Annotated in this window: 26 protein-coding genes and 3 pseudogenes; 11 read left to right on the forward strand and 18 right to left on the reverse strand. The window is 65.4% G+C overall.

What is annotated here, in order from left to right; translation table 11 throughout:
• Positions 1-916 (reverse strand): MFS transporter (locus JOZ00_RS11320; protein WP_293343803.1); only part of this gene is annotated, 916 nt, incomplete at its 3' end.
• A gap of 144 nt (positions 917-1,060) precedes the next feature.
• Here JOZ00_RS11320 and JOZ00_RS11325 point away from each other — a divergent pair.
• On the forward strand, positions 1,061-1,459 hold the full coding sequence (locus JOZ00_RS11325) for a DUF732 domain-containing protein (RefSeq protein ID WP_293343805.1): 399 nt from the start codon (positions 1,061-1,063) through the stop codon (positions 1,457-1,459).
• Between the two features lie 27 nt (positions 1,460-1,486).
• On the opposite strand, the gene JOZ00_RS11330 is transcribed toward JOZ00_RS11325, so the two are convergent.
• Both JOZ00_RS11330 and JOZ00_RS11335 read right to left on the reverse strand, forming a co-directional pair.
• A complete protein-coding gene (locus JOZ00_RS11330) occupies positions 1,487-1,936 on the reverse strand; it encodes a CAP domain-containing protein (protein WP_366022293.1) in 450 nt (149 codons plus the stop codon).
• Between the two features lie 76 nt (positions 1,937-2,012).
• Positions 2,013-2,597, reverse strand: coding sequence for an N-acetylmuramoyl-L-alanine amidase (locus JOZ00_RS11335; RefSeq protein WP_366022296.1), 585 nt, complete (start codon positions 2,595-2,597; stop codon positions 2,013-2,015).
• A 226-nt stretch (positions 2,598-2,823) separates the two neighbouring features.
• On the opposite strand from JOZ00_RS11335, the gene JOZ00_RS11340 reads away from it, so the two are divergent.
• The 3 genes and pseudogenes from JOZ00_RS11340 (at position 2,824) to murQ (ending at position 4,912) form a co-directional block, all read left to right on the forward strand.
• A complete protein-coding gene (locus tag JOZ00_RS11340) occupies positions 2,824-3,192 on the forward strand; it encodes a VOC family protein (RefSeq protein ID WP_293343810.1) in 369 nt (122 codons plus the stop codon).
• A gap of 13 nt (positions 3,193-3,205) precedes the next feature.
• Positions 3,206-3,922 (forward strand): annotated as a pseudogene (locus tag JOZ00_RS27680) (BadF/BadG/BcrA/BcrD ATPase family protein); the annotation flags it as partial.
• A gap of 114 nt (positions 3,923-4,036) precedes the next feature.
• Positions 4,037-4,912: an N-acetylmuramic acid 6-phosphate etherase gene (murQ, locus tag JOZ00_RS27685; protein WP_366022298.1), complete on the forward strand. Its 876-nt coding sequence runs from the start codon at positions 4,037-4,039 to the stop codon at positions 4,910-4,912.
• Between the two features lie 63 nt (positions 4,913-4,975).
• Here murQ and JOZ00_RS11350 read toward each other — a convergent pair whose 3' ends face one another.
• From JOZ00_RS11350 to JOZ00_RS11395, 10 genes are all read right to left on the reverse strand, one after another.
• Positions 4,976-5,386: a cupin domain-containing protein gene (locus tag JOZ00_RS11350; protein ID WP_293343814.1), complete on the reverse strand. Its 411-nt coding sequence runs from the start codon at positions 5,384-5,386 to the stop codon at positions 4,976-4,978.
• A 31-nt stretch (positions 5,387-5,417) separates the two neighbouring features.
• Positions 5,418-6,176 carry an SDR family oxidoreductase gene (locus JOZ00_RS11355; protein ID WP_293343815.1) on the reverse strand — a complete coding sequence of 253 codons (759 nt, stop codon included), beginning with the start codon at positions 6,174-6,176 and terminating at the stop codon, positions 5,418-5,420.
• Between the two features lie 81 nt (positions 6,177-6,257).
• On the reverse strand, positions 6,258-6,836 hold the full coding sequence (locus JOZ00_RS11360) for a cupin domain-containing protein (RefSeq protein WP_293343816.1): 579 nt from the start codon (positions 6,834-6,836) through the stop codon (positions 6,258-6,260).
• 45 nt (positions 6,837-6,881) lie between these two features.
• The gene (locus tag JOZ00_RS11365; RefSeq protein WP_293343849.1) at positions 6,882-7,652 is read right to left on the reverse strand and encodes an SDR family oxidoreductase; all 771 of its coding nucleotides are present in this window, start codon (positions 7,650-7,652) and stop codon (positions 6,882-6,884) included.
• A 105-nt stretch (positions 7,653-7,757) separates the two neighbouring features.
• Positions 7,758-9,227 (reverse strand): MFS transporter, encoded by a 1,470-nt coding sequence (locus JOZ00_RS11370; RefSeq protein ID WP_293343818.1) that lies wholly within the window; start codon positions 9,225-9,227, stop codon positions 7,758-7,760.
• Between the two features lie 6 nt (positions 9,228-9,233).
• Complete coding sequence (locus tag JOZ00_RS11375; RefSeq protein WP_293343820.1) at positions 9,234-9,899, reverse strand: nitroreductase family protein; 666 nt, start codon at positions 9,897-9,899, stop codon at positions 9,234-9,236.
• Positions 9,896-10,285: a Rid family hydrolase gene (locus JOZ00_RS11380; protein ID WP_293343821.1), complete on the reverse strand. Its 390-nt coding sequence runs from the start codon at positions 10,283-10,285 to the stop codon at positions 9,896-9,898. The genes JOZ00_RS11375 and JOZ00_RS11380 overlap by 4 nt, the downstream gene beginning before the upstream one ends.
• Before the next feature lie 19 nt (positions 10,286-10,304).
• Entirely contained in the window at positions 10,305-10,739 is a 435-nt protein-coding gene (locus tag JOZ00_RS11385) for a cupin domain-containing protein (protein WP_293343823.1), read from the reverse strand.
• A 12-nt stretch (positions 10,740-10,751) separates the two neighbouring features.
• Positions 10,752-11,672, reverse strand: coding sequence for an NADP-dependent oxidoreductase (locus JOZ00_RS11390; protein WP_293343825.1), 921 nt, complete (start codon positions 11,670-11,672; stop codon positions 10,752-10,754).
• Positions 11,672-11,917, reverse strand: a complete 246-nt coding sequence (locus JOZ00_RS11395) for a hypothetical protein (protein ID WP_293343827.1) — start codon at positions 11,915-11,917, stop codon at positions 11,672-11,674. The genes JOZ00_RS11390 and JOZ00_RS11395 overlap by 1 nt, the downstream gene beginning before the upstream one ends.
• A gap of 174 nt (positions 11,918-12,091) precedes the next feature.
• On the opposite strand from JOZ00_RS11395, the gene JOZ00_RS11400 reads away from it, so the two are divergent.
• Both JOZ00_RS11400 and JOZ00_RS11405 read left to right on the forward strand, forming a co-directional pair.
• Positions 12,092-13,510 (forward strand): PLP-dependent aminotransferase family protein, encoded by a 1,419-nt coding sequence (locus JOZ00_RS11400; protein ID WP_293343829.1) that lies wholly within the window; start codon positions 12,092-12,094, stop codon positions 13,508-13,510.
• A gap of 79 nt (positions 13,511-13,589) precedes the next feature.
• Positions 13,590-15,077, forward strand: coding sequence for a LuxR C-terminal-related transcriptional regulator (locus JOZ00_RS11405; protein ID WP_293343831.1), 1,488 nt, complete (start codon positions 13,590-13,592; stop codon positions 15,075-15,077).
• On the opposite strand, the pseudogene JOZ00_RS27690 reads toward JOZ00_RS11405, so the two are convergent.
• From JOZ00_RS27690 to JOZ00_RS11430, 4 genes and pseudogenes are all read right to left on the reverse strand, one after another.
• Positions 15,046-15,542, reverse strand: a pseudogene (locus tag JOZ00_RS27690) (LLM class flavin-dependent oxidoreductase); the annotation flags it as partial. The gene JOZ00_RS11405 and the pseudogene JOZ00_RS27690 sit on opposite strands and share 32 nt — an antisense overlap.
• Before the next feature lie 111 nt (positions 15,543-15,653).
• The gene (locus JOZ00_RS11420; RefSeq protein ID WP_293343834.1) at positions 15,654-16,277 is read right to left on the reverse strand and encodes an NAD(P)-binding domain-containing protein; all 624 of its coding nucleotides are present in this window, start codon (positions 16,275-16,277) and stop codon (positions 15,654-15,656) included.
• Between the two features lie 169 nt (positions 16,278-16,446).
• Complete coding sequence (locus JOZ00_RS11425; RefSeq protein ID WP_293343836.1) at positions 16,447-16,866, reverse strand: nuclear transport factor 2 family protein; 420 nt, start codon at positions 16,864-16,866, stop codon at positions 16,447-16,449.
• Between the two features lie 89 nt (positions 16,867-16,955).
• Positions 16,956-17,690 carry an SDR family oxidoreductase gene (locus JOZ00_RS11430; protein ID WP_293343838.1) on the reverse strand — a complete coding sequence of 245 codons (735 nt, stop codon included), beginning with the start codon at positions 17,688-17,690 and terminating at the stop codon, positions 16,956-16,958.
• Between the two features lie 126 nt (positions 17,691-17,816).
• On the opposite strand from JOZ00_RS11430, the gene JOZ00_RS11435 reads away from it, so the two are divergent.
• Complete coding sequence (locus JOZ00_RS11435) at positions 17,817-18,467, forward strand: TetR/AcrR family transcriptional regulator (RefSeq protein ID WP_293343840.1); 651 nt, start codon at positions 17,817-17,819, stop codon at positions 18,465-18,467.
• An 81-nt stretch (positions 18,468-18,548) separates the two neighbouring features.
• Here JOZ00_RS11435 and JOZ00_RS11440 read toward each other — a convergent pair whose 3' ends face one another.
• Positions 18,549-19,031: a MarR family winged helix-turn-helix transcriptional regulator gene (locus JOZ00_RS11440; RefSeq protein ID WP_293343842.1), complete on the reverse strand. Its 483-nt coding sequence runs from the start codon at positions 19,029-19,031 to the stop codon at positions 18,549-18,551.
• Between the two features lie 94 nt (positions 19,032-19,125).
• Between JOZ00_RS11440 and JOZ00_RS11445 the strand changes: the two genes are divergently transcribed.
• The 4 genes and pseudogenes from JOZ00_RS11445 to JOZ00_RS27695 all read left to right on the forward strand — a co-directional run.
• Positions 19,126-19,689 carry an NAD(P)-binding domain-containing protein gene (locus JOZ00_RS11445; RefSeq protein ID WP_293343843.1) on the forward strand — a complete coding sequence of 188 codons (564 nt, stop codon included), beginning with the start codon at positions 19,126-19,128 and terminating at the stop codon, positions 19,687-19,689.
• Between the two features lie 106 nt (positions 19,690-19,795).
• On the forward strand, positions 19,796-20,731 hold the full coding sequence (locus tag JOZ00_RS11450) for an SDR family oxidoreductase (protein ID WP_293343845.1): 936 nt from the start codon (positions 19,796-19,798) through the stop codon (positions 20,729-20,731).
• Positions 20,732-20,748: 17 nt separating this feature from the next.
• Positions 20,749-21,183 carry a hypothetical protein gene (locus tag JOZ00_RS11455; protein ID WP_293343847.1) on the forward strand — a complete coding sequence of 145 codons (435 nt, stop codon included), beginning with the start codon at positions 20,749-20,751 and terminating at the stop codon, positions 21,181-21,183.
• 28 nt (positions 21,184-21,211) lie between these two features.
• Positions 21,212-21,395: pseudogene (locus JOZ00_RS27695) on the forward strand (MarR family transcriptional regulator); the annotation flags it as partial.
• Positions 21,396-21,398: the final 3 nt, after the last annotated feature.

Raw genomic sequence — 21,398 nt, forward strand, 5'->3', positions numbered from 1 at the left:
CGATGACTGCGGCGAGGATCGCCGAGGGGCGTCGGCCTACCCAATCGGCGAGCGCGGTCCCCAGATAGACGAAGACGACCTGCAGCAGGAAGAACACAAGTGCGTAGCGGATCGCGTCGATTGAGGATGCGTGGAACCTCTTCACGATGTACGTCGTCAAAAAGACCGTCACGCCCCAGTAGCCAACCGCGTTGGCGGTATAGATGAGCCAGCCGGAGATGAGTCGTCGCCGCACGCCGGGCAGCTTCCAAAGGCGGGGTTTCGCGGTTCCCCGCACCACTTTGGTCTGTACGTCGGTGTAGCGGTGCGACTCCGTGATGCCGCGCCGGACCAGGAACAAGATGATGGCTGGGACGATCGCCACGATGAACGCGGATTGCCAGCCGAAATGCGGGACCAAGACCAGCGCGACAGCCGCGGCGAGGACGTAGCCCAGTGAGAAGAGGGAGAAGATCACTCCGCCGACCCCGATCGCGCGAGTCTTCGTCGGCCAGACTTCGGCGGTGTATGGCGCGCCGACCGCGAGTTCCCCGGCACCGCCCACACCCGTGAGAAAGCGAAGTCCGGTGAAGGCCGCGATGTTCGTCGTGAGTCCGGCCAGCGAAGTGGTGATGCCGTAAAGCAGGATCGACGCCCCGAGCGTCGCTTTACGCCCCCACCTGTCCGCGGCGAATCCGAAGGCGATCGTGCCGATGGTGTAACCCAGCAGAAAGATCGAACCGATGTACCCGGCCTGGGCGTCGGTGATGTGCAACGTCCTCTTGATGTCCGGCAACACCAAGCCGTAGATGTTCACCGCGTACGAGTCGAAGCCGTAGCCCAGTCCGGCGGTCACTGCGACGAAGAGGGCCTGTTTGAAAGTCGCAGGTATTGCCCGGGGCGCCTCGGGCAGGAGGCTGCCCACGTTCGATGTCATTCGCGCAAGGTATGCGGCGGGTTGCATTCGCGGAAGGATCACAATCCGCCTGATCGCAACCAACACGGCGTTCGCCGATAAGCACCGCGCTCGCCACGAAGAATTCGATAGGACAATTGCCGCGACGTGTACGAAGATGAACGCATGCGAACGCTTGTAGGGCTTGCGAGTCTCGCCATCCTCGTCGGTACGGCCACGCCGGCATACGCTGATCCGGCCAGCGGCGAGTCCGCCTCCGATGGGACCTTCATCGCGTCTCTCAACCAGGGCGGCGTCCCATTCAAGGACGCAAATACCGCCATTTCGATCGGCCACAAGGCGTGCCAACTAATGGATCAGGGTCACCCCAAATCCGAGATCATCACGAGTCTGTCGTCGGACAATCCCGGCTTCCCGGCGGACGCCGCCACCAAGTTCGCGAATAGCGCGGCGACCGCCTTCTGCCCCCAACACGTCGGAGAACCGGATGTCGCGCCGCCGACTCCGCTCCCACCGTCGGAATGGCCGATCATCGACTTTCCGATCATCACGCCGCCGGGTTAGGCAGTGCGCCGCACGAACGGCATGGGTCTAGGGAGCAGCGAAGTCGCCGACGATTGTCATTTTGTTGCCGTCCGAAGCGGTAGCGAAGCCGGCGGCCGTGTAGGCACAGTTCGTAATGATTGCCCGGTGTGGAGGACTTTGCATCCACAGGTCGAGCGCTTGAGTGAGATTGGCAGCGGATCCGGTGCCCCAGAAAACGACCTCACCGCTGTAGCGAGTCCGGTAACCGGTGTCCGTGATACGCAGCTGCGGTGAAGAGCCGTCCGAACCAATGTGGCCGTTCACACCGTTCGCAAGCATGTCGTCGGCGTGCCGCTGCGCGGCTTGTGTCAAACGCGGGTCGTCGCCGATCGGCCCGCACCCTTCGCGAATCCGGTCGACGCCGCTGTACAGGGCGGACACTGAACCGTCTGCGCGCGCGGGAACATCACCAACTGTCCCAGGAGCCGTTACGAACACTGCTCCTATCGAGGCCATGGCGATGATTCCGACTCTCCCCGCAACTTTGCGTTTCCCCACGCCTCATTTATCGGTCTGTGACGAAAAAGCGTAACTATCCGCCTGACCGGCCGGCCTCGATGGCGGCAACGGTTGTCGCCGCCTCGGGCCCACAGATCCTCTGAAGGTTCACCGCGCCACCGGCCAGCAGATCGTTGACTCGGCGCTTGAGGTCACCCGAGGAGAGGTGGGCGTAGAGGTTTGCTCCCGGGCAGGACGTCTGGGCTAGATCGCGGTGGCCGGCCAACGTGTCGCTGGCGATGTGAAATGTTTGAGTGGCCCACGCGAAAGCGAGCGCGGCTCCATGAAGTTGGGCTTCCGGGACGACTTCTTTGTCGAAGTCCCCTTCGCAGAGGACCAAAAAGTGCCCTGTCGTGTCGTAGTCGGTCGCGGTGTCACCGGCGATCTCCGGCGTTCGCAGTTCATAGATGTTGCCGTCGCGGTCGACACCGATGTGATACGCGATGTCGACCCACCCCTTTGTGTCTTGGTGGTAGCGCTGGTCCTGACGTAAATGGCTTGGGGCGTCACGGTTCTCGCCGAGCACGACGGCCTCGTGGTGGAGAGTCATTCGCGTGATGGTGTGTGGCCTGCCGCCGGCTCGGGCGGGACGAGCACCCCAGGCATCCCGACACAACATAGGAGCCGACGCTGAATTAAGCGGGAGTGCCGATGCCGTTGTCGATTGCCCACAGCCGCTCACGATCGCCGCAGCCCCTGCGCCGCCGATCAGCTTCAGCAACTGGCGACGGCTGACCGGCTCGGGGCCACCGTCGTGCTGGCAGGACGCGACTCCGTCCATGATGAACACCATACGAAGAGCAGGGCCGAGACTGCGGATAATCGGCAGTTATACGGTGCAATGCATGCGTCGCGTGGACTACGTCATTCAATATGTCGCATCGCTTCACCGGTCGGTCGCCTTTTACCGCGACGTGATCGGGCTCCAGGTGCGGATCGAGGGCGACGGCTATGTCGAGTTCGAACTGGAAAACACGAAGTTCTCGCTTTTCGAACGCTCGAAGCTGCCGGAGCTCATTGGTCGCGAAGGCGGCAACCCGCCCTGCGGCGAAATCGGCTTTCTGATTGAAGACGTGGATGTGGAAGCGGAACGGCTGCGAGGTCTCGGCGTCGAAATACTCAGCGGACCGGTGGACCGACCATGGCGTGAACGGACGCTGCACGTCGCCGACCCGGACGGCAACATTGTCGAATTCGCTGAGAAACTGCGATGATTCACGGCCACCGGTGATCCTCGCCGTCGACCTCGGCAAGACGTCCTGCCGGGCCGCGGTAGGCGGCCGCAGGACCGAGGGTGCGGGCGCGCCGGGGCTCGCGGCGCCGGGCGGCCTGCGGGCCGCGGAAGCGGCGATCCAGGCCCTAGCGCGGGGTTTCGGTCCGGTCGACGAGGTGATCGTGGGTGCCGCCGGCGCGCTGGCGGCGCCGGACGCGGCGCGGGCGCTGGCCGACGCGCTGCTAGCGTCGCTGCGGCCGCAGCGCGTCGCGGTGACCAGCGACGCCGTGATCGCGCATGCGGGTGCGCTGGGCGGGGAGCCGGGCGTCGTGCTGATCGCGGGCACCGGCGTCGTGGCGCTCGCGATCGACGCGAACGGCGCGATGCGCACCGCCGACGGCTGGGGTCCTTGGCTGGGCGACGAGGGAGGCGGCGCGTGGATCGGCGCCGCCGGGCTGCGCGCGGCGCTGCGTGCCCACGACGGCCGCGGGCCGTCCACCACACTGCTCGACGCCGCCCGCGCCCGCTTCGGCACGCCGGAGACCTGGCCCGCGCAACTCACCGATGCCCGCGCGCTCGCGTCCTTCGCGCCCGACGTCCTTGCTGCGGAAGGTGATACCGCGGCGCTGGCGATCGCCAGCGCCGCAGCCGACGCGCTCGCCGCGACCGCTCGCGCGGCCGGGGATGGTCCGGTGGCAATGGTCGGCGGCCTTGCGGGATTCCGGGCCCTGCGCGCGCACCTCGACCTCATCCCGGCCGCCGGCGATGCGCTCGACGGCGCGCTGCGGCTACGGGCAATTCACGAGCCGTATGTGATTCGCGTGCAGGCGGATCCGAAGACTCTGGTGCCGCGCGGACTCGATGCGCTCGCCACCGAGGCGGTGCGGCCAGACCTTTACGACCTCGATGCACGGCCCATCGCCGAGGTCGTTGCGCTGCTCGTTGCCGCCGAGGCCGAAGCACACGGGGCGGTGGATGCGGCGATCCCCCGGATCGCCGCGGCGGCCGAGGCCATCGCTGCGCGGCTCGAACGCGGCGGCCGCCTGATCTACGCCGGTGCCGGGACACCCGGTCGGCTCGGGGTTCTCGACGCGGCCGAGTGCGGACCGACGTTCGGCACCGACCTGGTGCGCGGCGTGATCGCCGGCGGACCCGGTGCGTTGACCGAGGCCATCGAAGGTGCCGAGGACGCGTTCGACCCCGCCGATCTTGCCGACCTGACCGCCGCCGACGCGCTCGTCGGGATCACGGCGTCGGGCCGCACGCCCTACGTGCTCGGGGCCCTCGAACACGCGCGGGCGGCGGGCGCACTGACCGTCGCAATCGTCAACAATCCGGGCAGCGAGGCGTCAGCCGACGTGATGATCGAGCTGTTGACCGGGCCCGAGGTGCTCGCCGGCTCCACGCGACTGACCGCGGGCACGGCACAGAAGGTGGTGCTCAACGCGCTCTCGACGAGCGTGATGATCGCGCTCGGCAAGGCTTACGGACCGCGGATGGTCGACGTGCGCGCGACCAATGCGAAGGTGCGCCGCCGGGCGGTGCGGATCGTCCGCGACGCGGCCGGCGTCGACGAAGAGACCGCGATCGCCGCGCTAGCCGCCGCGGGCGGTCACGCCAAGACGGCGATCGTGGCGCTGGTCACGGGCGTCGACGCGACCGAGGCCGCCGCCCGGCTCGACCGGGCGCGCGGACGCGTCCGGGATGCGTTAGGCGGGTGACAAGTAGTGCACTGGCTGAGCCAGCAGCTCTATGTGCTGTTTGGCTTGGCTAGCTCGAGCTGGTTATCGGTTGACGCGCAGTCCCTTTCGCTGCTCAAGCTCCTCTTCACTAACCGGTTCCAGCATCGGTTGCCCAGGCACGCACAACAATGTGAGGACGAAGCTACAAGGAATGTCGGTGCGGTTGTTCGCGTCCTGATAGTGGATCAGGTCGCCGCCGGGTCCCCAGAACGCTTCTCCAGCGCGCAGGACGCGCGGCGCTTCGCCCTCGAGCTCGAACAGCATCTCACCGTCAATCATGTAGCCGAATCCCGGACCGCCCGGAAGGCGATGCGGCGGGTAACCAGGGGCGCCCGGTGGATGGTTGATGACAACAGTCATCACGTATGCATCGTCAGGAATCATCGGTGACCGTACTTCCTGTATCACCTTGATCGTTGATGTCGATTCGGAGCCAGTCGAATCCTGCAACATTCGTTATCCTTCTCAACCCGAACCGATTTCCCTACGCAGGGCGGCCGGAGTGTGCGTCGATCCAGTCGGAGTATCGAGTAGTGAAGATGGTGGCATTCTCGTCGGGTGCGAGGGTGTGGTCGTCGATCACCGCACCGAAGTATGGCGCCTGAGCGTCAGTCACCACCAGACGCTTATCACCGTTCGCGGCAAGGCCCGTGCGCACGAAGTCGTCCATCCCCATCGCTTCGGGTCCAGCGATCTCCGTTACTCCGTTGGTTGGGCGCGCGACAGCCGCGTGGGCCACTGCGGTGGCGACATCATCGGCCGCGATCGGACGGAACAAAGCGTCGGGCAACCTGACAATGTCACCGTCGGTCGCGGAATCGGCTAAGCCAAGCGCGAATTCGTAGAACGGAGTTGCTCGTACGATCGAGTAGGGCCGACCTGAATTCTTGATCAGATTTTCCTGAGCTGCTTTGGCGGTGTTGTAGCCGCTATCCGGCATGACCTGCGCGCCCACTACGGACAACGCCACATGGTGTTCGACGCCCGCTTCCAGTTCGGCAGCCAGAAGATTCGCTGTCGTGGTCGTGAAGAAGTGCATCACAGGTTCGTCGTCGAACAGCGGTGAATCCGCGGTGTCGACCACCACATCCGCACGAGTGAAGGCGTTGGCGAGGCCTTCACCGGTGAGTGAATCGACACCTGAACGGCGTGACGCGGCGATCACGTCGTGTCCCTGCGCGCGGAGTCTCGCCACCACTTTCGAGCCGATCAGCCCACGACCGCCAATGACTACGATCTTCATGACGCACCTTTCAGAGTCCGACTGGTTTATCGCGCCGCCGACATCGCCTGAGCATAAGAGGATTTCGAACCCTGCGGTTCACTACCAAACAGGTTCGCCGGGGAATCTCAAGTCGAAGCGTTTGCATAGCTCGGGGACGCTGCCGACATCCATCTCGAGTTCGTACCACGCACAGAGTTGGTCTAGATCCTCTGGCGATATCTTGTCCACACCGCCGAGGTCGGCAAGCTCGTCGAAGAACTGCTCAAATCCTGCGGGGGAAATGATCTCAAGGATGCGGGCGGGCTCATCGCCCGCGTTCCAGAAGGTGTGCCATTGGCCTCGGGGCTTGAAAATGAAGTCGCCGGGTCCGCCGTAGAGCACCTCATCGCCAAGCAAAGCGCCCACGCGTCCCTCGATGATCCAGCTGTACTCATCTTCGTTGTGGTGGCGATGAAGCGCTGAGGCCAGCGCTCGGGGTGACATCGGATGCTCGAGGACGGAGAAGCGCCCTCCCGCCTGGATCTTGTCGACGATGTGGCGAACACCGACCGTCCCGAGGAACACCGACTTGCCCTCGGTGCGGCCGACAAACTTGGCCGGCGGGCCGCCTGGCCGCAAGATGTCACTTGTCAGTGCGATCTCTCCTTGGCTGAGTGCGCAGTCGATTGACCAGCGCAACACGGTGTTTCGGCCTTCCCAGGCTTTTTAGGACCTGCATCGGAATCAGTTGCGGCCGGCCATGATGCCGCCGTCGACGTTGATAATCGCGCCGGTGACCCAGCTGGCCTGGTCGGAAAGCAGATAGGTGATGGCGTTGGCGACGTCAGCAGGGGTACCGACTCGTCCCAGCGGATGAATCGGCGCGAAACTATCGAGCGTGGAGTCGATCTCGTCCTTCGGGACCCACCGCTCGAGAGCGGGTGTCTTGACGGCGGCCGGTGCCACCGCGTTGACGCGGATCTTGTGCCCGGCAAGCTCGATGGCAAGGTTGTGCGTGAGCGCATGCAGGCCGGCCTTTTGCATCGAGTGCCCAGCGGATGGCGTCAGACCGAGCGCCTGGTGCGCCCACATGCTGCCGATGTTGACGATGCTGCCGCCCTCCCCGCGGGCGATCATGCCCGCAACGACGGTCTGCGTCAGGAAGAACAGGGCATAGTTGAGTTCCATGTACGAGTCGTAGTCATGAGAGTCGTAGTCGAGAAACGGCTTCGGGATGAAGAATCCGGCCGCGTTGACCAGCAGTGTGGCGTCGCTGTGATCCTCGGAAAGCGCGCGCTGGACGTCCGCGATCGCGGCGCGATCCGTCAGCTCGGCGGCGATGCCCCAGGCTTGGCCGGGCCGGCTCGTCAGGTGAGCGACGGTCTCATCGACGCGCGCTTTCGAACGCCCGACGATCACCGCGCTGCCGCCGTGACCGACGATGTCGATCGCGGCCTGCCGGCCCATTCCGGCGCTGCCGCCGACAACAATGACTTTTTTGCCCTCGAAATGCATGTTCACGATTCCTTCCGTCCGCCCGCACTGAGACTGCAGGCAGCCGGGGTGAGCTGTCATCACCCCAACCACCCATTCACCCGGGTGAGTAATGCGCCGCCGTGATCACTGCGGAGGGGATGACTCGGTCGCGGCCGAAGGGCTGCCCGCCAGGGCGGGTTGCACACCGGGTCGGTCGCGGCACAACGCTGCGACGTCGCAGGGCACAGGTCGGTATCCGCCAGGCGGATTGGTTATCAACAGCGCGGCGCATAACGCACCCAGCGCGAATAGTGCGGCGCTTACCTCTAACACCTGGGCGAATCCGGCGGCGCTCGGTGCGCCACCGCTGATCAGGCCGATGGACCCGATCGATATCAACGCGGAGAGCCGCGAAACAGCGTTGTTGATCGCGGACGCCACGCCACTGTGTTCGGTCGGCACCGAGGCCAGCGTCACCGACATCAGCGGTGTGATAGTCGCGACCAGCCCGATGGCGAGCACCGTCATCCCGGGGACCAGGTCGGTGATCGCGTGACATCCATTGTGTTTCGGGCGAATCAGCAGCAGCCCGACCGCCGCCAAGGCGGGGCCCGCGATCAGGAACGCGCGTGGTCCCACCCGCGCGGCGATGCGGCCGACATGGCGGGCGAAAACGAACGACACCAGCGGGATTGGCAGAGTGGCCAGTCCGGCCGCCGTGGCTGAGTATCCGCCGATTTCCTGGGTGTAGAGGGCGATGGCCAGCGACCCCAATGTCAACGCGCCATAGACGAACGCGGTGATGAGGTTGGCTGCAGCGAAGTTGCGAAAGGTGAACAACGGCAACGGAAGCATCGGCAACTCGCTGCGACGCTGCCGGCTCACGAAGCCGGCCAGTGCGGCCATCCCGATCACCAATGGCGTGATGACCATCGAGTCAGTCCAGCCATCGCGTTGCGATTCGATCAACGCATACACGGTCGCGGCCAGTCCTACCGCCGACAGACCCGCCCCGACGGTATCGACGCGCGCGCCTTCGATCCGCCCCGACAACGGGCATAGCCAGAACGTCAGTGCATACCCAACCACCATGGGGATCGCTGACAATACGAAAATCCAACGCCAGCCAAGGAAATCGACACACAAGCCGCCCAGCAGGGGCCCCAACGCGAAGGCGGTCCCGGTCCACCCGGTCCAGACGCCGATCGCCGCGGACTGGTGTGCTTTATCGAACACCGTGTTGATCAGCGCCAGCGATCCCGGCACGAGGAACGCCGCACCCAGACCCTGGATGATGCGTGCGGTGATCAGCATCGCGGGTGAGGTGGCAACGGCCGCCAAAACCGAGCCCGAACCGAAAGCCAACAGCCCGAACCGCATAACGGGAACGCGTCCGAATAGATCCGAGATGGAGCCGCCGGGCAGAATCGCGGTCGCCGTCGCCAACAGGTAGCCGTCGATGACCCATTGCTGCAGCGTCAAGCCGCCGCCAAGGTCGTGCTCAGTGGCCGGCAAAGCCAGGTTGACCACGGTGGAGTCGAGGAACGCGACCATCGACACCGTCACCGCGACCACCATCGCGCGGCTGGTCGGTGCGGCGTCGCGCAATGTCATTGCGGCTCACCATCGATCGAAATGCAGCACCTCGTCGAGCGGAATCCGTCGAGCGCGGCGGAAGGTCGTGCCGGTGTAGTAGGCGGTGGGGATGGTCGTGGCGTGATAGACGTTGTCGGGCAGGCCGAGGATGGCCCGCATCTCGTCGTCGGCCATTATGGTCACCCCGGTCCACGTGGTTCCCAAGCCCCGGGAACGCGCGGCGAGCATGTAGCTCCACGCGGCGGGCATGATCGAACTCCAATACTGGTTGGCGTCTTCGGCCGTCAGCGTGCCGTCACCGTCGATGACCTCAACGCACGGGATCACCAAGACGGGGACCTCGCCGAAGTGCTCGGCGAGGTACGCCGCACTGTCGGACACCTTGCGTTGTTCGCGATTTCGCGCGGAGTCGTCTTTGAACCGATCGGCGACCGCGAAAGGGGACGCGGCAATCCAGTCCCATGTGCGGCGGTAGACATCGCCGATCGCGCGACGCTGTTCGGCGTCGGTGACGACGATGAAGCTCCAATTCTGCACATTGGACGACGTCGGTGCCTGGACCGCGATATCCAGGCATTCCCGGATCAGGTCGATGGGAACGGGTTTGGTCAGATCGAGACGCTTGCGCACCGAGCGCGTCGTGGTGAGCAGTGCGTCGGTGGACAACTCGACGATCGGGTAGTCGCTCATGACGGCAGCATGGCGATGACTTCGACCTCCACACGGATGTTGGGCCACACCAGCCCGTCGATGATGCTGAACATGGCGGCGGGTCGGTGCTGGATGATCTCTTTGCTCAGCGCCAGGTAGGCGGAGGCATTGTCACGGCTGGTGACCCATTGGCGCATGTAGACAATGTCGGTGAGCTTGGCGCCGGCCTTGCCCAGCGCGGCCTCGACATTGGCCCAGCACTGCCGGGCTTCGTCGGTAAAATCTTCGGGCACGGTGCCGTCGTCGCGCACCCCTGGCGTTCCGGAGACGAAAATCTGTGTGCCGCCACCGGATACGGCGAGGGCGTCGGCGTAGTGCCCGATGTGGTCGGCCACTCCGGTGCAGATCGGGGTAACGGTGGTCATCTCGAGACTCCTTGCTGGCTCATGCTTTCGGGTTGTCGTCGGTGGTGAGCGGGCCGTCGCCGGTATCGACGAGGAAGACCGCGAGCAATTCGGCGGGTTCGGTGGCGCTGACATTCTCACTGATCGTGTGGTGTGCGCCGGGGGCCTCACTCCACGTCTCGCCCGGCTGATAGACGCGTGCGGGTTCACCTTCGACTTGGCTGCGGATCGCTCCGGAGATCACGTAGGCCATGATGAACGCCGACTTCGCGTGGTGGTGAGCCTCGCTTTTGGCTCCGGGCGGATAGCTGACGGTTACCGCTTCAAGTGACTTGCCCGGAACATTGGTGGGCTGATTGAAAACTGGTCGGATAACCGGGTTTTGATCCGATTTCGTCGGCGCCGGCTCGGCGTGCGCCGCAGGCGCGAGCAACGCCGCCACTGTCAGTGCGGAGAGCAGTAGTTTCACGGCCATTTCTTAACCGCCTCAGCCTTCAGCTACGCGCAGGATCGTCTTGCCGGGGAGCCGCTTGTCGGGAGCGAATGCGGCGGCCGCTTCGGCGAGTGGAAGCACGGCATTCACCACCGGCTTGAGGCGTCCATCGCGTACTCGTGCGGCGAGGCCGGCGAGCTGAGCGCGATCGGCTTCGACCACGAAGAAGACTGCCCGCCCATCACGCGGCAGGGTCTTCGGCGGTTCCGCGATGGAGACGAGGGTTCCGCCTGCCCGCACCAGATCCGCCGAGCGGACCAGAATGTCTCCGCCGATCACGTCAAACACCACGTCGACTTCGCCTGCATCCTCGAGCTTTTCGGTCTCCAGGTCGAGGAAGGTGTGGACGCCGAGCTCAGCCGCCGCGTCTCGATCCGCGGTCCGTCCGGTGCCGATGACGCGAGCACCGACCTCGCGGGCGAGCTGCACCGCGAGCGACCCCACCGCACCCGCGGCACCGTGGATCAGAACCGTTTGTCCGGTAGCAAGGCGGCCATGGTCGAACAGACCCTGCCAGGCCGCCAATCCGGAGATGGGCAGCGCCGCGGCCACAGTGTGGTCGATGTCGATCGGCAGCGGCGCAAGATTGCGGGCTTCGACAGCGGTGTACTCCGCGAGCGAGCCGTCGCGCGCCCAGTCGGTGAGCCCGAACACTCGCTGCCCGATGCTCAAACCGGTTGCGCCATAGCCTAACTCGACTACAACCCCCGACAGCTCGTGGCCGGGCACACTCGGTGTCCGGTCACGGCCCGCGTGGTCGGTCCAGGTGTGCGGCCACTCGAGCTCCGTGCGTGTGAAACCCGCGGCGTGCACCCGCACGACGACGTCGTTGTCAGCCGGCTGGGGGTGGGGCACGTCCGTCAGCGACAGGCCAGCGACACCGGCGTCACGATCCGAAACAGTGATGGCTTGCATTACGGGTCCTCCCTGATGGGTGTTTTTCGTGTGGAGTCAGCCGCGGGTTGCGGTTGTACGCTGACGAGCTCGAGGCCCAGATCACGAACCCGGTCGAGGAGTCCGTAAAGCTGTGACTGATCCTGAATTTCACCGATGAACTCGGTTTCGGCCACACCGGCCTCGAGCCGCATCCCTTCGAGCGCGGACCCGAGCCGCTCGGTGACGCGGCCTCGAATGCAGATCCGGTACATCGTCGGTTGCATTTGTCCTCCGCTCGCCAACTGCAGGTCCAGCGTTCGCCGACGTGGGGTGAGTCGTCATCACCCGGCGAGCCATTTCACCCGGGTGACTGCAGAGGCGGCGTAGTCTTAGTACCGCTTTTTCAGAGCCCCAGGAGCCGTCCGATCGCCCCACTGGTAACGACCACGATCACTGACATGCGCGCAACAGCCGGATCCCAAAGCTCGGTCGCCGGGTTGGATCTCTACCTGGATCGCCCCGGCGGCCGCGTCCGCGAGGGCGTGATGGAAGCCATTCGCGACGCGATCCGTTCGGGGCGATTGGTGCCGGGCATCCAGTTGCCCTCGAGTCGCGCGCTGGCCGCGGACCTCGGTGTCGCGCGAAACACCGTCGCCCGTGCGTACACCGAACTCATCGCCGAGGGCTGGCTGACATCACAACATGGCTCGGGCACCTTGGTTGCCCAACCTACGGCCCAAGTCGTCCGGTCCGTCGCTTCGCCCCCTAAGCGGCGGACACAGCGCTCGTTGGACCACGACTTGCGACCGGGTCATCCGGACCTGTCGTCGTTTCCACGGACCGATTGGAGTCGTGCGGTCAAGCGCGCGTTGAACGCCGCACCGTTCGAAGCGTTCGGATACAGCTACACCGACCCACATGGACGGCCCGAGCTTCGCAACGCCCTTGCCGAGTACCTTGCCCGTGCTCGGGGAGTTCGGGCGCGACCGGGCAACATCGTCATCTGCAGCGGGGCCTCCGAAGGATTGAAGCTGGTGGCCCTCGCGTTGTCAGCAGCCGGGGTCGCCGCCGTCGCCGTCGAGGCATTCGGCCTGCATACCCAGCGGGAGACACTCGCTCGAGCGCGATTGCGTTGTCCCCCAATGACAGTGGACTCTCATGGCGCCGATGTCGTGGCTCTCGACGGCATGGCCGACGCGGGCGCCGTACTGCTCACGCCGTCGCACCAGTTCCCGCTTGGCGTGCCTTTGCATTCCGACCGCCGCGCTGCGGTCGTCGATTGGGCGCGACGCACCGGCGGACTGATCATCGAAGACGACTACGACGGCGAATTCCGCTACGACCGTAGCCCCGTCGGTGCACTGCACGGCATCGATCCCGACCATGTCATCTACATGGGGACGGCGAGCAAGTCGCTGGCGCCGGGGCTTCGGCTCGGGTGGTTGGTGCTGCCAGACCGACTCGTCCATGCGGTGAGCCGGCAGCGGGGTGAACGCGACGAGACCTCCAGCTTCGTCGACCAGTTGGCGATGGCCGAATTCATCGTCTCGGGTTCCTACGACAGACACATTCGCACCATGCGCGCCCAGTACCGGCGCCGTCGCGAGCAGTTTGTCGCCGCGGTGGCCCGGTCATCGCCGAACACCACCGTCGCGGGAATGCCCGCGGGTCTGCACGTGCTGCTTGAGCTTGCCGGAACCGACGCGAGCGCGTTGTCTCGTCAACGCGCATGGCGCCGGCTCGGCGTAGAGGGTCTCGACGTGTTTCGCCATCCCGACGCCGGCAGCGAGCGGGACGGCTTGGTGATTGGGTTTGCGGCGCCCGCGCCGAGCGCATGGTCGACGGCGTTGGATGCCCTGGTCCGGCTGCTGCCCTGAAACCTGCGGCTCAACTGGCCCCATCTCGCCGCGCCCAAGTGGCCCACGATCAGCGAGCTACCGGGATTAGCGTCAAAGCATGATCGCCGCAGGGGGCTCCACTATCGCCGATTTGCTGTGCGTCACGCCGATCCCCTTCGAGTTCGAGGGCAGAGCACCTGCTGAAGCCGGCGAACCCGCGGTGCTGCTTGCCGGCAAGTCGGCGCCACCGGCCATCCGCACCCGGCTCATCGAACGTGCAGGCCTGATCGAGATCCTTTCGGCGGAGCCCTTTCGCAAGCTCACGTTGCTCAGTGCGCCGGCGGGCTGGGGCAAGACCACGCTGTTGGCGCAATGGGTGAGCGGTGCCGATGACCGCCGTCGACGGGGCTGGCTGTCCCTCGATGCGTCCGACAACGATCCAGCACGATTTTGGGCCTGTGCGATCGCGGCGCTGGACAAGGCCAGCCCGGGGGTGGCCCCGCGTGCGTTCGAGCTCATCAAGATGGGGGCCGACCTCAGACGGGTGGTCTTGCCCACCCTGCTCGACGAGCTCGCCGCCGTCGACCACCAGATCGCGTTGATCCTCGACGACTATCACCTTGTTGAAAACCGGACCGTGCACGAGCAGGTGGATTTCGTCGTGGAACGGATGCCGCAAACTTTCCAGCTGGTCATCGCCACCCGCTCGGATCCGATGCTGACGTTGGCGCGGTTGCGGGCCCGCGGCGAGCTGCTGGAGCTGCGGGCCGAGGGATTGCGCTTTCAGGCCCGCGAGGCCGTGGATCTGCTTGACGGCGTAATGGGTTTGACGTTGACCGACACACAAGTCCAACTGCTGGTTCGCCGCACCGAGGGATGGGCCGCGGGACTGCATCTCGCCGGGCTGTCGTTGGCCGGTCGCAGCGATACGGCAGCATTTATCGAGAGCTTCGCCGGCGACAACCGTCACATCGTCGACTACTTGATGGCCGAGGTCCTCGACGGTCAGCCACCGCAGCTGCGCAGCTTTTTGCTACGTACCTCGGTCTTGGAGCGACTCAGCGGTGCGTTGTGCGACGCGTTGCTGCAAACGTCTGGCTCTGCCTCGGTTTTGGAGCATATCGAGCGCGAAAACCTATTTGTCATACCACTGGACATGTCGCGTCACTGGTATCGCTATCACCAGCTGTTCGCGGAGTTACTGCGGACCGAACTGCGTCGCAGCGAGCCCGATCTCGTCGCCGATCTGCATCGACGAGCCGCGGTTTGGTTGGAGACCGAGGGCCTCACCGATGAAGCGGTGCGCCACCTGGTCGCTGGCAGCGACATTTCGCGCAGTGCTGATCAGGCCGTCGCAGCCGTGCGGAGCGCGGGCGTCGCGGTGACGTCGCGCGACGACGGGTGCGCAGTCGGCGAGGAGCTGACCCCCAAGGAGCTTGAGGTTCTGCGCCTGCTGCCCACCCGGTTGTCGCGAACTGAAATCGGTGCGCGGCTATATGTCTCGCTAAATACCGTGAAGACCCACCAGCGTGCCGTGTACCGCAAGCTCCGCGTTGAGCACCGCGGTGCGGCAGTTAGCCGCGCGCGAGAACTGGGCCTGTTGTAAACCGTCTAGGCCCTTGTAGCCGAGAAGCGCCGGTGATTACCTGGCCGGCGAAGTCAAGTAACTGGTCAAGGCTGTCGAACATTGCGAAGGCATCCACGATCGCCTCATCGGTGCCGGCCTCCGCTAAGCGCTTGAGCCTGTCGGCGACCGGATCAACGGACGTGCCCGGTTCGAGGTTGAGCCGCATGGCCGTCTTCAGCGCGTCAGGATCGCGGCCGGCGTCCTGTGCCGCACGGCGCGCGATCGGCAGGGAGAAGAACTCGCTGTCCCAGGACACCGGGGTGGTCGTCCACCACTCATGCAGGAACGCCAGCGGTCGTCGAGCATCCGCCCGCGCCGGTTCCAGTCCGCGCTGCGGGCGATGTCGTACTCGTCTTTCATCCACCCGATTCCCACGCCAACGTCGAGCCGGCCGTCGCTGAGCACGTCGAGCGTGGTCAGCAGCCGGGCCAGATGCGGCGGCTCAAGCCGAGGTCCTCGATTTCGCGCAGAACGCGCTCAGACCAGCGGCGCTGCTGATCGCGGGTCCGACATCAACCATTGTCAGCGCACGGCGGCCCTGTTGACCGGCGCGGCTCAGGCAGGAACGGCGGCGCCAAGGGCGAAGTCGAAGTTTCCCACCCCGTGGCGGGCGAGGCCCATCATGACCAGGCCCGTTCCTTCCAGCCAGTGCGCCATGTTCAGGTCGCCGACGTCTAGCGGGCGCAACCCGAGGCTCTCGATGAACTCACCCATGCGGGCCTTGGCGCGCGCGTCATCGCCGGCGATGAAGACGTCGAGCGGCCGCCCCTGGGCCAGGACCACGCCGAAGACGGTGTTGAACGCCTTCACCACGCTGGCGCTGGCGGGGGCGGCCTTGGCAACCTCCTGCGCGATCGAGGTGCCATCGGGGATGGCGAGCCCGTCGGCATCGCCGTTGAACGGGTTGCTGATGTCGACGATGACCTTGTCCCTCAACGCGTTTCCGTACTGGGTGACGACCGGAACGACATTGGCGTACAACAGGGCCACGATGACGATGTCCCCGGCCGGGACGGCGCCGAACTCCCCCGTCGTGGCGCCGCCGCCGAGAGCCTTGGCCAGGTCAGCGGCCTTAGACCGATCGCGGCCGATGACCTCGACGGTGTTGCCGCCCGCGACTGCCAACGCGCCGATCACGCGAGCCATGTTGCCGGTGCCGACGATGCTGATGCTGCTCATGATGTGCTCTCTTCCGCTTGTTGTCTGGTTGATGCGCAGGGGCCGATTGGTCTGGGTGGGCGTTGGTAGGCCGGGTTCGGCCCTAAATGGCCGTCCCGGAGGTGTCTGCGGCAGCGGCGCTGTGTGGCTCGGTGCTCACATGTCCGTGGGCGATCGGGTCTGGTCGCTACTACGTGTGGGTGAGGAGTTCCCATTGCTTCATGCCGAGGTGGCCTGCAAGGTGCCTCTGCATCTGGACCCCGGCCGGCAGCGGCCGCCACCAGATGGTCACCTCGGCGATCTTTCCGTCTGCGTCGAGCAGGATGTAGTCCATCCCGTTGACCACGGTGTCTTCGATCTGTAGCCGGAAGTGCGCGGCATGATGGGTCTCGCCGCTGAGGACTTCTTTGTAGGTGAGGTCGGCCGCCCCGCCGATCCCTCGCATGGCTTCCAGGACCGCATCGCGGCCGGTGACTGGCTCATCGCCGAGTGGGCTGTACAGCACCACGTCCTCGGCGAGGATTGCGGAGAGGGCGTTTTTGTCTGCGCCGCTGTGCATGATGTCGATGAAGGCGTCCACGGTGTCGCGGTGCGGGGCGAATGCGGTCATGGTTTCTCCTTGAGTCATGTGTTGCTCGTGGTGTGTGAGATCGGATCGGTGCGCGACGTCCTCGCGGCGTCCATGCCGTCGTCGTTCACTCAGATCGCCGTGGTGCCGCCGTCGACCACCAACTCCATGCCATTGACATAGCTCGAGTCGTCGGAGGCGAGGAACAACGCGGCCGACGCGATCTCCTCAGGGCGGCCCATCTTTCCCCGCGGGATCAAAGATTCGAACTGTGCCTTCGTCTCCTCGTCGAACAACTCCTCCTGCTTCGCCGTCGCGACCTGGCCAGGGGTCAGGACGTTCACTCGGATCTTCCTGTCCTTCAGCTCGGACACCCACACCCGTGCGTAGGCGGGCAACACGGCCTTGCTCGCTGCGTACACGCTCCACCCGGGGTAGCCCTTGAGCGACGCGCTTGAGCCGGTCATGAAGATCGAGCCGCCATCGTTGAACAGCGGGAGCGCCTTCTGGACCGTGAACAGCGTGCCGCGCGCGTTCAGCCAGAAGGCGTCGTGGAAGTCCTCCTCGGTGATGTCGCCGAGCTGGCTCTGCTTGCCCACGCCGGCGCTTGCCCACAACACGTCGATCGCGCCCTTTTCCTGCTTGACCGTCTCGAACAAACGGTCCAGGTCGGCGAGGTCGGCCGAATCGCCCTGCACGCCGGTTACGTTCCGGCCGATCTGTTCGACGGCCTGGTCCAGCGCGTCCTTCCGTCGGCCCGTGATGAAGACGTGAGCTCCTTCGTCAGCGAGCAGCTTGGCACCGGCCAGGGCCATGCCACTCGTTGCGCCGGTGATCACTGCGACCTTGCCCTCGAGTTTTCCCACGATCACTCCATTCGTTTGATGATGTCGATGTTATGTACACCGGCCCGTGTGCTTAACGTATCGAACGGTCGCGCGGGATGCAAGCTATGCACACCGATCCGTACCCAATTGGGCTACGCTGGGTGTATGGCGGAGTTGGAGAAGGGGCCGCGAGGCCTGCGCCGCGGCAGGGGCGCACGAGAGCGCATCGTCGCCGCTTCACGACAGCTGTTCCGCGATCAGGGCATCAACAGCACTGGCCTGGACCAGCTCTGCGCGGTGGCCCAGGTGTCCAAGCGCACCTTCTACCAGCACTTCAAAGGCAAGGACGAGCTGATCGCCGAGCACCTACGCCGATTCGACCCCGACCTCCTGCCCGAGGTGTTCGACCGGGCCGATCTCACACCCCGCCAACGGCTCCTCGCCGCCTTCGACATCCACGGGCCGCTGTGCCCGTTCATCGCGGCCGCCGTCGAAATCCACGACCCGGACCACCCGGCACGCGTACACGCCGCCGACTATAAGAAGGCATTTGCCGCGCGGCTCACTGAAACCGCGCGCGAGGCCGGCGCCACCGACCCCGAACAGCTCGGCGAACAACTGGCGCTGCTCTTGGATGGCGCTTCGGCCCGCAACCGCGTCCTCAATACCGAAACCTTTGCCACCGCCGCCGCCATCGCAGTCGTGCTCATCGACAACGCCATCCCCACGCCAGCGGTACCGCCCGGCGCAGGCGGGAACCCGTCGACCGGGGCGGGGCCGCATGCCAGATCCGGCGGCGAGCTCAGCCGAAGTTGACGACAAGGGACAAGTCGAAGTCCGCCACGCCAAGGCCCACCCCTACCGACAGCAGGTCCGCGCCCTCCAGCCAGTGAAGGTTTATGAAGGCTCGTCGTCGTCCGGGGAATCGTGGTGAGTGGCCAGGTGGCGCTGGATTCGTTCGTTGAGAGCGGCGAGTGTGTCTAGCTCAGTTGGGGTCATCAGGTCGATGAAGTTGCGGCGGACGTCTTCGACGTGCCTGGGTGCGGCGTTCTCGATGGCCGCGCGGCCGGCGGGTAGGAGGCAGACCATCGTGCTGCGGGCGTCGTTGGGGTTGGGCCCGCGGCTGAGCAGCCCGTCCTTTTCCATGCGACGCAATTGGTGGGAGACGCGGCTTTTCTCCCAGCTCAGTGCGCTGCACAGGTCGCGGGCGGGCATGCGGTCTCCCTCGTGAGCCGAGAGCACTTCAAGGACGGCGTAGTCGGCCCCGGACAGGCCCGATTTCTGCAGGCCTCGGTTGAGATGCGCGACGAGCTGATTATTCGCATACACGAAGGCCCGCCAGGCGCGGTCCTCACGAGGGTTAAGCCAGTTCGGTGTCACCGGCTGCCATCCTATCCCCGTTGGTTGACGTATCACCAATTCAGTTTATGGTTGAGGAGTCAACCTTTTTAATCGTCAACCGAGGAGGTATTTCATGAGCAGCATCAGCATCATTGGCCTGGGTACCATGGCCAACGCTCTGGCCCAGCGCGCCCTCGCGAGCGGCAACGCTGTCGAGGTCATTGGTCGTGACCCGGCCAAAGCCAGAGAATTGGCTGCCACGCTCGACGGCGCCACCGTCGGGACGGCCGGCACCGCGCCAGCCGGCGACATCGTCATTCTCGCCGTGCCGTACGCCAGCGCGGCGGAGGTGGCCAGCGAGTACGGGGACGCGCTGAACGGCAAGATCGTTATCGACATCACTAACCCCGCGAACTCCGATCTCTCAGGCTTGGTCACCCCCGAGGGCAGTTCCGGGGCTCAGGAGATCGCCAAGGCCGCCCCCGTCGGCACGCATGTCGTCAAGGCGTTCAACACCCTGTTTGCCAACGTGCTGTCTGCGGCCGAGGGCCGTTCGTTAGACGTGTTCATCGCCGGCGACGACACGCAGGCCAAGGCCCAAGTATCGGTGTTCATCGAGAGCCTGGGACTGCGCCCGTGCGACTCCGGGCCGCTGCCATGGCGCAGGCATTGGAGAACGCGGGCCTGCTGGAAATGAACCTGATGAACTCCCTCAACCACACCAACTTCGCCTTGGGCATCACGGTTCTGGACTGATGCCACCGCCGCCTCCAATCCGAATCCAATCCGAAAAGGACATTCACATGCGCGTTTTCATCGCTGGTGGGACCGGCCACGCCGGCTCGCACATCATCCCCGAACTCATCGCCGCCGGACACGAGGTCACCGGCATGGCCCGGTCGGACACCGCCGCAGCGGCCCTGTCCGCGCTCGGCGCCAAGGTGCATCGCGGCGACCTCGAGGATCTCGACGGGCTCAAGGCGGCGGCCGCGGACTCCGATGGCGTCATCCACGTCGCCCACCGCCAAGACCTGCTCCCCACCGGCGGGATCGACGCCGTGGCCGCCGCGGAGCTGCCGATCATGCTCGCATACGGCGAGGCGCTCGCGGGAACCGGAAAGCCGCTGGTCGCGGCCGGCAGCATCGGCTCGCCCGGAAACCTGGGCTGGCCGGCCACCGAGGACGACCCGGCCCTTCCCAGCAGCGAGGAGCATAGGGGCACCCTGCGTGTTCGTAACGTGGTGGAACGCGCCGTCGTCGGCCTCGCCGAGCAGGGAGTGCGGTCTTCGATCGTGCGGCTGCCGCTCATCGCACACAGCACAACCGATACTGCCGGCTTCCTCCCGCAGCTGATCGCGATCGCCCAGGAGAAGGGCTTTGCCGGTTATCCCGGAAACGGCGCGAACCGGTGGAACGCCGTGCACATCCGCGATGCCGCCGCCGTGTTCCGCCTGGCGCTGGAAAAGGGTCCGGCCGGTCGCTATTGGCACGCGGTCCAAGAAGGGGGCATCCCGTTCCGCGAGATCGCCGAAGCCGTCGGCAGCCGCCTGGACCTGCCCGTAGTCAGCGTCCCCGAGGATGTATTGATGCTGCCGGGATACTTCGGGCCCGTCACGAACCTGGTCACGATGGACGTCCCCGTGACCAACCTCATCACCCGCGAAACCCTGGGCTGGGAACCCAATCAGCCCAATCTGCTCGCCGATTTGGACAACGGCCACTACTTCTCCGCAAACTAAGACACAGGAGCAACCCCATGAACTCCTTCGCCTCGCACCGCGAAACGCTGGAATCCTTCGTTGATTGCATCAACGGCGCCGGCCGCGATGGCGTCGACACAGACACCCTCTCCCGTTTACTTGCCGAAGACGTGGTGATCTACGGGCCGTTCGGCGATGACCCGGTCAGCGGCCGCGACGCGGTCGTGGAGACCATTCGAAGCGTTAACAAACTGTCGACCGACGACACGTATACGGAGGTCCTCAGCGGTGACGCCCACCACGCCGCGATGTTCCGTCTGCAGATCGGAGACGCCGCGGTCAACGGAATCTTCTTGGTTCAGCTCAACGTGGACGGCGAGATCGCCGAGGTGAGAATCTTCTACCGCACACTGCCGGGCGGCGTCGCGCTCCAGCAGAAGATGGCCAAAGCTCTCGGTTGGCAGCCCTGGGAATTGCGCACGGCCGACTAGTCGCTGATCGCATATCGCATCCCTTGGGGTCTGTCTGCTGCCGGCCGGCCGCGCCGCCATCAAGGAAGCGGCGCCCAGACACGTGGAGGACGTCCGCCGGAACTTCATCGATCTGCTCGCCCCGGCCGAGCCCGACATGCTGACCGCCCTCAACGAACGGGTCCTGCCACCTGGCCGACGATGACTCCCCCGCCGAAGACGAGCCCTCATAGCTT

It is taken from the genome of Mycobacterium sp., from assembly GCF_019243155.1.
Taxonomy (GTDB): domain Bacteria; phylum Actinomycetota; class Actinomycetes; order Mycobacteriales; family Mycobacteriaceae; genus Mycobacterium.